Genomic DNA, 6792 nt, shown 5'->3' with positions numbered 1-6792 from the left:
GGGTCGCACGCGTATAATGACAGATTTTTTCCTTGTCAATACCTTTTTGAAAAAAAAAGAAAAAAATTTCAAAAAAGTGTTGATTATTTGTGAAAAAAGAGTTATTTTATAGCTATCAAATCGTTAAACCCTAAAAAAAGGAAAAAAAACAATGGCTACAACAAAGAAACCCGCCGCTAAGAAACCCGCTGCCAAGAAGGTTGCCGCTAAGAAGCCCGCTGCCAAGAAGGCCGCTCCTGCTAAGAAGGCTGCCGCCAAGAAGCCCGCTGCCAAGAAGCCGGCTGCTAAGAAGGCTGCTCCTGCTAAGAAGGTTGCCGCTAAGAAGCCCGCTGCCAAGAAGGTTGCCGCCAAGAAGCCGGCTGCCAAGAAGGTCGCTGCTAAGAAGCCGGCTGCTAAGAAGGCTCCTGCCAAGAAGAAGTAATTCTTTTTCTCTCCTTTACAGAGCGGAGTTCCCTACGGGACTCCGTTCTTTTTTGTCCCGTCCGCCATCCTCTCCGGAAAATCGGCGGACATTTTCTATTTTATAGTCATGATTTCAGAAAAAGACCTGTCGGAACTGGAAAAAATCCCCCTGGACGAGCGGATCACCCGCGTCGAGAACCTGCTGAAAGACAAGGAAAGCCCCCGCCCCTTCGAGCTGGGCCTGCTACTCGCCCTGAAGATGGGTCAAGAAATCCGCGAAAAGAAACCCCTGGGTTCCGAATCCGGCGACCTGGTGGCCAGCTGGAGCGGCAAGCACCCCGAATCCGTAGTGGAAGAAGCCATCGCATTCGCCAAGGAGTTCCTGCTGAACCCGGCAAAGATCGCCGAGAAGATCAAGGCGGGACTCAAGGGAGACGAAAGGTCCGAGGCGCAAGGTGCAAACGACAAAGGGGAAGGCCTTCCCCTCGCTTCTGCCGACGATGCGGCATCCGCTACCCCTTCTAGCGGGGACACACCACCTAAAGGTGGCCATGCCCACATAAGCGCTGAAGCGCTAAGTGGTCAAAGGCCGCAACGCCCCGAGAATCCGGAGGCAGAAAATGGATAAACGACTGCTCGCCACCGTCGATATCGGGAGTCACAGCTGCATTCTGCTCATCGCCGCCTTTGAACCCGCCGAAACGGAAGGCGCCGAGCCCCGCAAAGTCCTGGTCCCGAAACTCCAGAAGGTGGAAATCTGCCGCCTGGGCGAAGACATTTACGATTCCGGCCGCATCTCCGAAGAAAAAATCCAGGACCTGTGCCGAATCATGACCAAGTTCCGCATGGACCTCCACGCCCTGGGCGTGGAACTGAAGGCCGCCGCCATGACGGAGGCCATGCGCCGTGCCGAGAACCAGGAAGAAGTCCTGGACGCTGTGGAGAAAGCCCTCTGGATGCGTCCGAGAATCATCTCCGGCGAAGAAGAGGCGGCTCTCACCTACCGCTCCGTGAAGGAATGGCACGGCGAAGGCATCGTGACCATCGATATCGGCGGCGGATCGACGGAAATTTCCAACGGTGCCACCGGTTTTTCCATTCCGGTAGGAGCCCTCAAGATGTTCAAGGCCATGGGGCCCATCCCCGGTCCGGAATACAAGAAGTTCGTGAAGGAAACCTTCAAGGAAGTTTCGTTCAAGGGCATGACCAAGAAGCCGGTTTACCTTATCGGCGGAACGGGAACGGCCCTTGCCATGGTGTTCAAGAACCTCTCCCAGTTCGACTACAAGGCCATCGAAGGCCTGGAAATGAGCATTGCCGACCTGGAAGCCGTCACTACCCGCATATCCAACTTGTCCAAGGAACTCCGGGCCATGCTCCCGGGTCTTGAAAACGGACGGAGCGACGTCATCATCTGCGGCCTGTTCTGGCTCCGCTCCCTGCTGGAAAAACTCCGGGTCGAAACATTTAGAATAAGCACCGCGGGACTCCGTTTCGGACTACTGTATGAGAATTAACAAGTACATTTCCCTTTGCGGAATTGCCAGCCGTCGGGCCGCCGAGGCCCTGATCGAAGAAGGCCGCGTGCAGGTGAACGGCGAGACCATCAGCGACCTGGGCCACCAGGTGGACGAGACCGCCGACACTGTGCTGGTAGACGGCAAGCCTGCAAAACTCCCCCGCAGGACCACCACCATCCTTTTCCACAAGCCCCCCGGATGCGTGTGCACCAAGGACGACCCCCAGGGGCGCGAGACCGTCTATGACTACCTGCCTCCAGGGTACCAGCAGCTGAAATACGTGGGCCGCCTGGACCTGCAGAGCCGCGGGCTGTTGCTGTTCACCGACGACGGGGAACTGCTCCACCGCCTGACCCATCCGAGCTACGAGATTCCCCGGACCTACAACGTGTGGACTACCAAGCCCCTGAGCGAAAGTGCCGCCCAGAAGCTGGTGGACGGCGTGGACATCCGGGACCCAGAAGATCCGGACGCCAAGGAAGAAATCGCGTTTGCCACCGACGTTTACCTGGAAAAGGGATACGCCGAACTCACCCTCATCGAAGGCAAGAACCGCGAAATCCGCCGGATGATGCGGGCCCTGGGCTACGAGATTCGCGACCTGAAGCGCATCAGCTACTGCAAGATTAGGCTCGGCGATTTACCCGCCGGCGAATACCGGGAGCTCACCCCCGACGAGATGAACAAACTTAGACAAGCGGTAGGACTGTAGACCTGAGTTGTGAGTTGTGAGTAGTGAGTGGTGAGTTTTTATAATCGCGCCGAAGGCGCCAAATTGTGGACTGATAACTCATAACTGAAAACTCATAACTAATCTCACCTCAAACCCCTAGCCCCTAGATCCTAGATCCTATCCCCTAGACCCTAAACATGACCAAACGTACATTATATATAGGTGACATCCACGGCTGTGCCGACGAACTGGAACGGATTATCGACGCCTTCGGGTTCGTGCGGGGCAAGGACACCCTGTACCAGACCGGCGACATCATCAACAAGGGCCCCGACATGATGCGGGCTTTAAGGACCGTGCTGGATTTGGGAATTTTGACCGTCCGAGGGAACCACGAAGAGCACCTGATTCGCATGATGGACACCCCGCAGACGGAGTGGACCGAAAAGCAGAAGAACCGCTTTGCAAGGCTCTCCCTGGAGCAATGGACATTTATCCGGGACACGGTAAAGGACTGGCCTCTTTGGCGGGACACGCCCCACGCCCTGCTGGTCCATGCCGGCCTGGAACCCGGAAAGTCCCGCCTCGAGGACATGAGCCCGAAGGTGCTGCTCTCCATACGCATGTGGAATGAACGGCCCTGGTTCGAGCAGGTCAGCTGGCCAAAGACCGTAGTGTTCGGGCATTGGGCCAAGATGGGATTCGTGAACCGCCCAGGGTTCATCGGGCTGGATTCCGGCTGTGTCTATGGCAAAAAACTGACCGCCTGGTGCCCCGAAGAAGACAAGTTCTACGAAGTTCCTGCCGCCCGGGAATACGCCCCCGTCAAGGACAAGGCGAAGGAATCCGAAGGGGCCCCCTGCAAGGTGCTGGGCGACAACAACCCGAACTATGTTCCGCCCAAGACCTTCGACGAAATCAAGGCGAAAATCGCCCAAGGGGAAATCGCGCCCGCCGACGACTCCGAAGAGGAAAAATCCATCCGCAAGGCAAGCCCTTCCATCAGCGCCGAATGGGCTGGATATTAGAGGTGTGAGGTGTGAGGTCGGCGCAAAGCGCCTCTGAGGCTTAAGGACGAAACATTATACTTACCTCAGGCCCCAAAGCACCGCAGGTGCGAGCTCATACCTCAAACCCTTTTTCTAATTTTTATTCAGAAGTTTTTTTCGGAGCGACCCATGACAGTCGATGACCTTTACAACCGCCTAAGCACCATCAAGCCCGGCGTGGTGCTCTGCACCTACACCCGCGAAAAATGCGAGCAGATGCTCCCGCTGATTAACGAAATCAACCAGCTCAAAAAGGAGCGTGACGCGGTGATTCTCGCCCACAGCTACTGCGCTCCCGAAATCGTGCTGGGCGTTGCCGACTTCAGCGGCGACAGTTTCAAGCTGAGCCAGGACGCCACCCAGGTGTCTGCAAAAAACATCGTGTTTTCTGCCGTGCAGTTCATGGGCGAAACCGCCAAGATCCTGAACCCAGAAAAAGACGTGCTGATTCCCGGCCCCCTTACGGGCTGTAGCCTCGCCGACTCCATCACCGGTGCCGAGGTCCTAGAACTCCGCAAAAAGTATCCGGATCACACCTTCGTCTGCTACATCAACACTACCGCCGACGTGAAGGCGGCCTGCGACGTGTGCGTCACCAGCGGAAACGTGATGAAAATCGTGTCCAGCCTGGAAAACGACAAGATCGTGTTCGTTCCCGACGGCCTCATGGGCAAGAACCTTACCGAAGAACTCAAGAAGCGGGGCATCAACAAGGAAATCGTGCTCTACTCCGGCAGCTGCTACGTTCACGAGACCTATGACTCCGAACTGATCGCCTTTTTCCGGGAGCAGAACCCGGGCCTGAAGGTGGTAAGCCACCCCGAATGCCACCCCGGCGTGGCCCTCTTGAGCGACTACGTGGGTTCAACCGGCCAGATGGTGGACTACATCAAGAACCAGCCCCAGGGCACCAAGTTCTTGCTGCTCACGGAATGTGGCCTGAACGCCCGCATGCAATACGAGTTCCCCGACAAGGAATTCGTGGGGAGCTGCAGCATGTGCAAGTACATGAAGAGCAATTCCCTGGAAAACATCCTGGAGACGCTGCGCCACCCCGAAAAGGCGAAACACGTGAAGTTGGACGAGTCCGTGCGTGTCGCCGCCAAGAAGTGCATCGACGCCATGTTCTACTACGCCGGGAAATAAGGTTTGAACGCCTAGATGGCGGATCAAGTCCGCCATGACGTCCTCCAGCCTAGTTAAACGTCATTCCGGCCTCCGAGCCGGAATCTAGAACAAGACCCAGCATGTAATCTGAATCCATACAATGAAAAAGTTCATCCTGTTTTTTATCCTGACCGTCGCCGTCACCGCGGCAAGCGCTTACGAAGAGAACTACTGGCCCCGTTCCTACTTTGTGCGGGCGGGCATGGGCGTTACCGCCACCATCGGCGACCTTAATGAACGTCCCGTAAGCGTCAAGGACACCAGCGGGAACAAGTTCAAGACCTACCCACCCGACATGGCTCTCATGGGCGACCCGGAGCTCCTCCTGGGCGTAAACATCAGGGAATTCACCCTGGCCGTGGCGTTCCAGTACTGGAAACAGCAAGAGGAACTGGTGAAAATTTCCGCAGAGGAAAGTACCCGTTTCTGGCGGTTAGGCTTTGAATTCTACTACAACTTTTTCTGGCCTGACTATTTCCAGGTGGGCCTGGGAGCCGGTTTCTCGTACACCAGCGTCAAGACCGAAAACAGTGCCTTCCACGGCGAAGACCTGGGAGACACGGAATTCATGGGTTCCGGAATCGGCCTCATGGCAAACGTGCAGTATTATTTCACCAACGAAATCGCCATCATTCCGGCCGTAAAGTTTTACCGGAACTGGTTCAAGAACGTCTATACCGACGACAGCGAGAACCAGGAACTGGATCCGTTCCTGTGGCAGACCTTCATTTCGGCCTCCATATCCCTGCAATTCCAGTTCTAGGCTAAACGGGGGGCTTGAATTTATCTAAATTTGGGCCCATGAAAACGCCTTTCAAGCTATTTCTGGTTGCAGGACTGTGCTTGGCGGCTGTGGCGCACGCCATGGACGACAAGGGCTACGCCTCCATCTACGAGTCCATCGCCGCTTTTGAAAATCGCCCTGGTGGAGATGCTAGGATATTCAACCGTCCGGGCTATGTGAAGCCCATCATCACCAACCTCGCCCCCGTGCTGAACAGCAACTGGTACGTGAGCGCTGCGGTTCCCCAGAGCATGACCTTCGAAGCGGGACTCCCCTTCGCCATTATCCCCATCGGGAGTGACGACCGCTCCTTCTCGGAAAACGGAGCAAGTGTCCCTACCATCTTTGGAGACCACGGCGACCCCCTGAACTACGACCCCACCGTTTACGGTAACGAGACACTCCACAACTTGGGCGTTTTCACCTACCCCTACCTGCAGCTGGCCGGAGGTTTCTACCATGCTAGACTGGTGCTTCGCGGCATGTGGCTCCCCGCCGTAAGCGAACTCCAGAAATTCAACCTCATCGGTATCGGCCTGCAATACAGCTTTGGCCACCTTTTCCAGTACATGCTGCCCAAGCCCGCCCAGGGCTTGGACGTGAGCCTGGTGCTGGGTTACAGTTCCAGCGGCATCAGCTACCAGCCCGAAGACTATGAGGGCACTCTCGACCTGGACATTTCTGCATTTACCTTTGACCTGGTCATCGGATACAAGCCCATCGAAATGGTAGAAGTCATGCTGACTCTCGGCTACCAGAGCGGGAGCATGGCCTCCAGCGGTCACCTGGTGAGCCACGCCGAAGGCTGGAACGGGCAGTCTATCGACCCGAACATTACCGTAGATGGAAACGACGGTTTCAAGTTCGGCCTGGCCGTAGCCTTCCAGTTCGGCTCGTCGTTCCATCCGGTGGTGGGCTACGATTACGCAGGCAAGTCCAGCTTCACCACCAACGTGCTCTACTTCAAGCAGCAGTTCGGCAAGGACAAGTCTCCCGACGAAATCGCCAAGGAAAAGGGCTATGTGCGGGGAGGCAGCGTTTCCAACGACGAAGAAGAGGTGGAGGAGACTCCGAAAACCTCAAAAAAGAAGAAGGCTAAGAAGAAAAAGAAGGTCGTGGAAGAACCTGAAGAAGAGGAAGAATCTACAGGTGATGCGACCGCTGCGGACGATGAATTTGAAGAATTTGATGACTAAC

8 protein-coding genes are annotated in these 6792 nt (G+C 55.9%); all 8 read left to right on the top strand.

All coding sequences use genetic code 11. The features are described 5' to 3' along the window. The first annotated feature begins 151 nt into the window (after positions 1-151). The 8 genes from IKB43_11655 to IKB43_11620 all read left to right on the top strand — a co-directional run bounded on the left by IKB43_11655 (position 152) and on the right by IKB43_11620 (position 6791). On the top strand, positions 152-421 hold the full coding sequence (locus tag IKB43_11655) for a histone H1-like repetitive region-containing protein (protein ID MBR2470782.1): 270 nt from the start codon (positions 152-154) through the stop codon (positions 419-421). 108 nt (positions 422-529) lie between these two features. Beyond that, positions 530-1030, top strand: coding sequence for a hypothetical protein (locus IKB43_11650; protein ID MBR2470781.1), 501 nt, complete (start codon positions 530-532; stop codon positions 1028-1030). Beyond that, on the top strand, positions 1023-1919 hold the full coding sequence (locus IKB43_11645; GenBank protein MBR2470780.1) for a phosphatase: 897 nt from the start codon (positions 1023-1025) through the stop codon (positions 1917-1919). Before IKB43_11650 ends, IKB43_11645 begins: the two co-directional genes overlap by 8 nt. Further along, positions 1909-2634, top strand: coding sequence for an rRNA pseudouridine synthase (locus IKB43_11640; protein ID MBR2470779.1), 726 nt, complete (start codon positions 1909-1911; stop codon positions 2632-2634). Before IKB43_11645 ends, IKB43_11640 begins: the two co-directional genes overlap by 11 nt. Positions 2635-2792: 158 nt before the next feature. After that, complete coding sequence (locus IKB43_11635; GenBank protein MBR2470778.1) at positions 2793-3623, top strand: metallophosphoesterase; 831 nt, start codon at positions 2793-2795, stop codon at positions 3621-3623. 237 nt (positions 3624-3860) lie between these two features. Then, positions 3861-4790: a quinolinate synthase NadA gene (gene nadA, locus IKB43_11630; GenBank protein MBR2470777.1), complete on the top strand. Its 930-nt coding sequence runs from the start codon at positions 3861-3863 to the stop codon at positions 4788-4790. Between the two features lie 121 nt (positions 4791-4911). Then, the gene (locus IKB43_11625; GenBank protein ID MBR2470776.1) at positions 4912-5574 is read left to right on the top strand and encodes an outer membrane beta-barrel protein; all 663 of its coding nucleotides are present in this window, start codon (positions 4912-4914) and stop codon (positions 5572-5574) included. A 38-nt stretch (positions 5575-5612) separates the two neighbouring features. Continuing rightward, a complete protein-coding gene (locus IKB43_11620) occupies positions 5613-6791 on the top strand; it encodes a hypothetical protein (GenBank protein ID MBR2470775.1) in 1179 nt (392 codons plus the stop codon). Position 6792: the final 1 nt, after the last annotated feature.

Source organism: Fibrobacter sp. (assembly GCA_017503015.1).
Classification (GTDB): domain Bacteria; phylum Fibrobacterota; class Fibrobacteria; order Fibrobacterales; family Fibrobacteraceae; genus Fibrobacter.
The sequence above is the reverse complement of the archived record's forward strand: the minus strand, read 5'-3'. Positions and strand labels throughout refer to the sequence as shown.

Coding starts and splice junctions, on each gene's coding strand:
- IKB43_11655 (MBR2470782.1), top strand. CDS start 152: ATGGCTACAACAAAGAAACCCGCCGCTAAGAAACCCGCTGCCAAGAAG.
- IKB43_11650 (MBR2470781.1), top strand. CDS start 530: ATGATTTCAGAAAAAGACCTGTCGGAACTGGAAAAAATCCCCCTGGAC.
- IKB43_11645 (MBR2470780.1), top strand. CDS start 1,023: ATGGATAAACGACTGCTCGCCACCGTCGATATCGGGAGTCACAGCTGC.
- IKB43_11640 (MBR2470779.1), top strand. CDS start 1,909: ATGAGAATTAACAAGTACATTTCCCTTTGCGGAATTGCCAGCCGTCGG.
- IKB43_11635 (MBR2470778.1), top strand. CDS start 2,793: ATGACCAAACGTACATTATATATAGGTGACATCCACGGCTGTGCCGAC.
- nadA (MBR2470777.1), top strand. CDS start 3,861: ATGCTCCCGCTGATTAACGAAATCAACCAGCTCAAAAAGGAGCGTGAC.
- IKB43_11625 (MBR2470776.1), top strand. CDS start 4,912: ATGAAAAAGTTCATCCTGTTTTTTATCCTGACCGTCGCCGTCACCGCG.
- IKB43_11620 (MBR2470775.1), top strand. CDS start 5,613: ATGAAAACGCCTTTCAAGCTATTTCTGGTTGCAGGACTGTGCTTGGCG.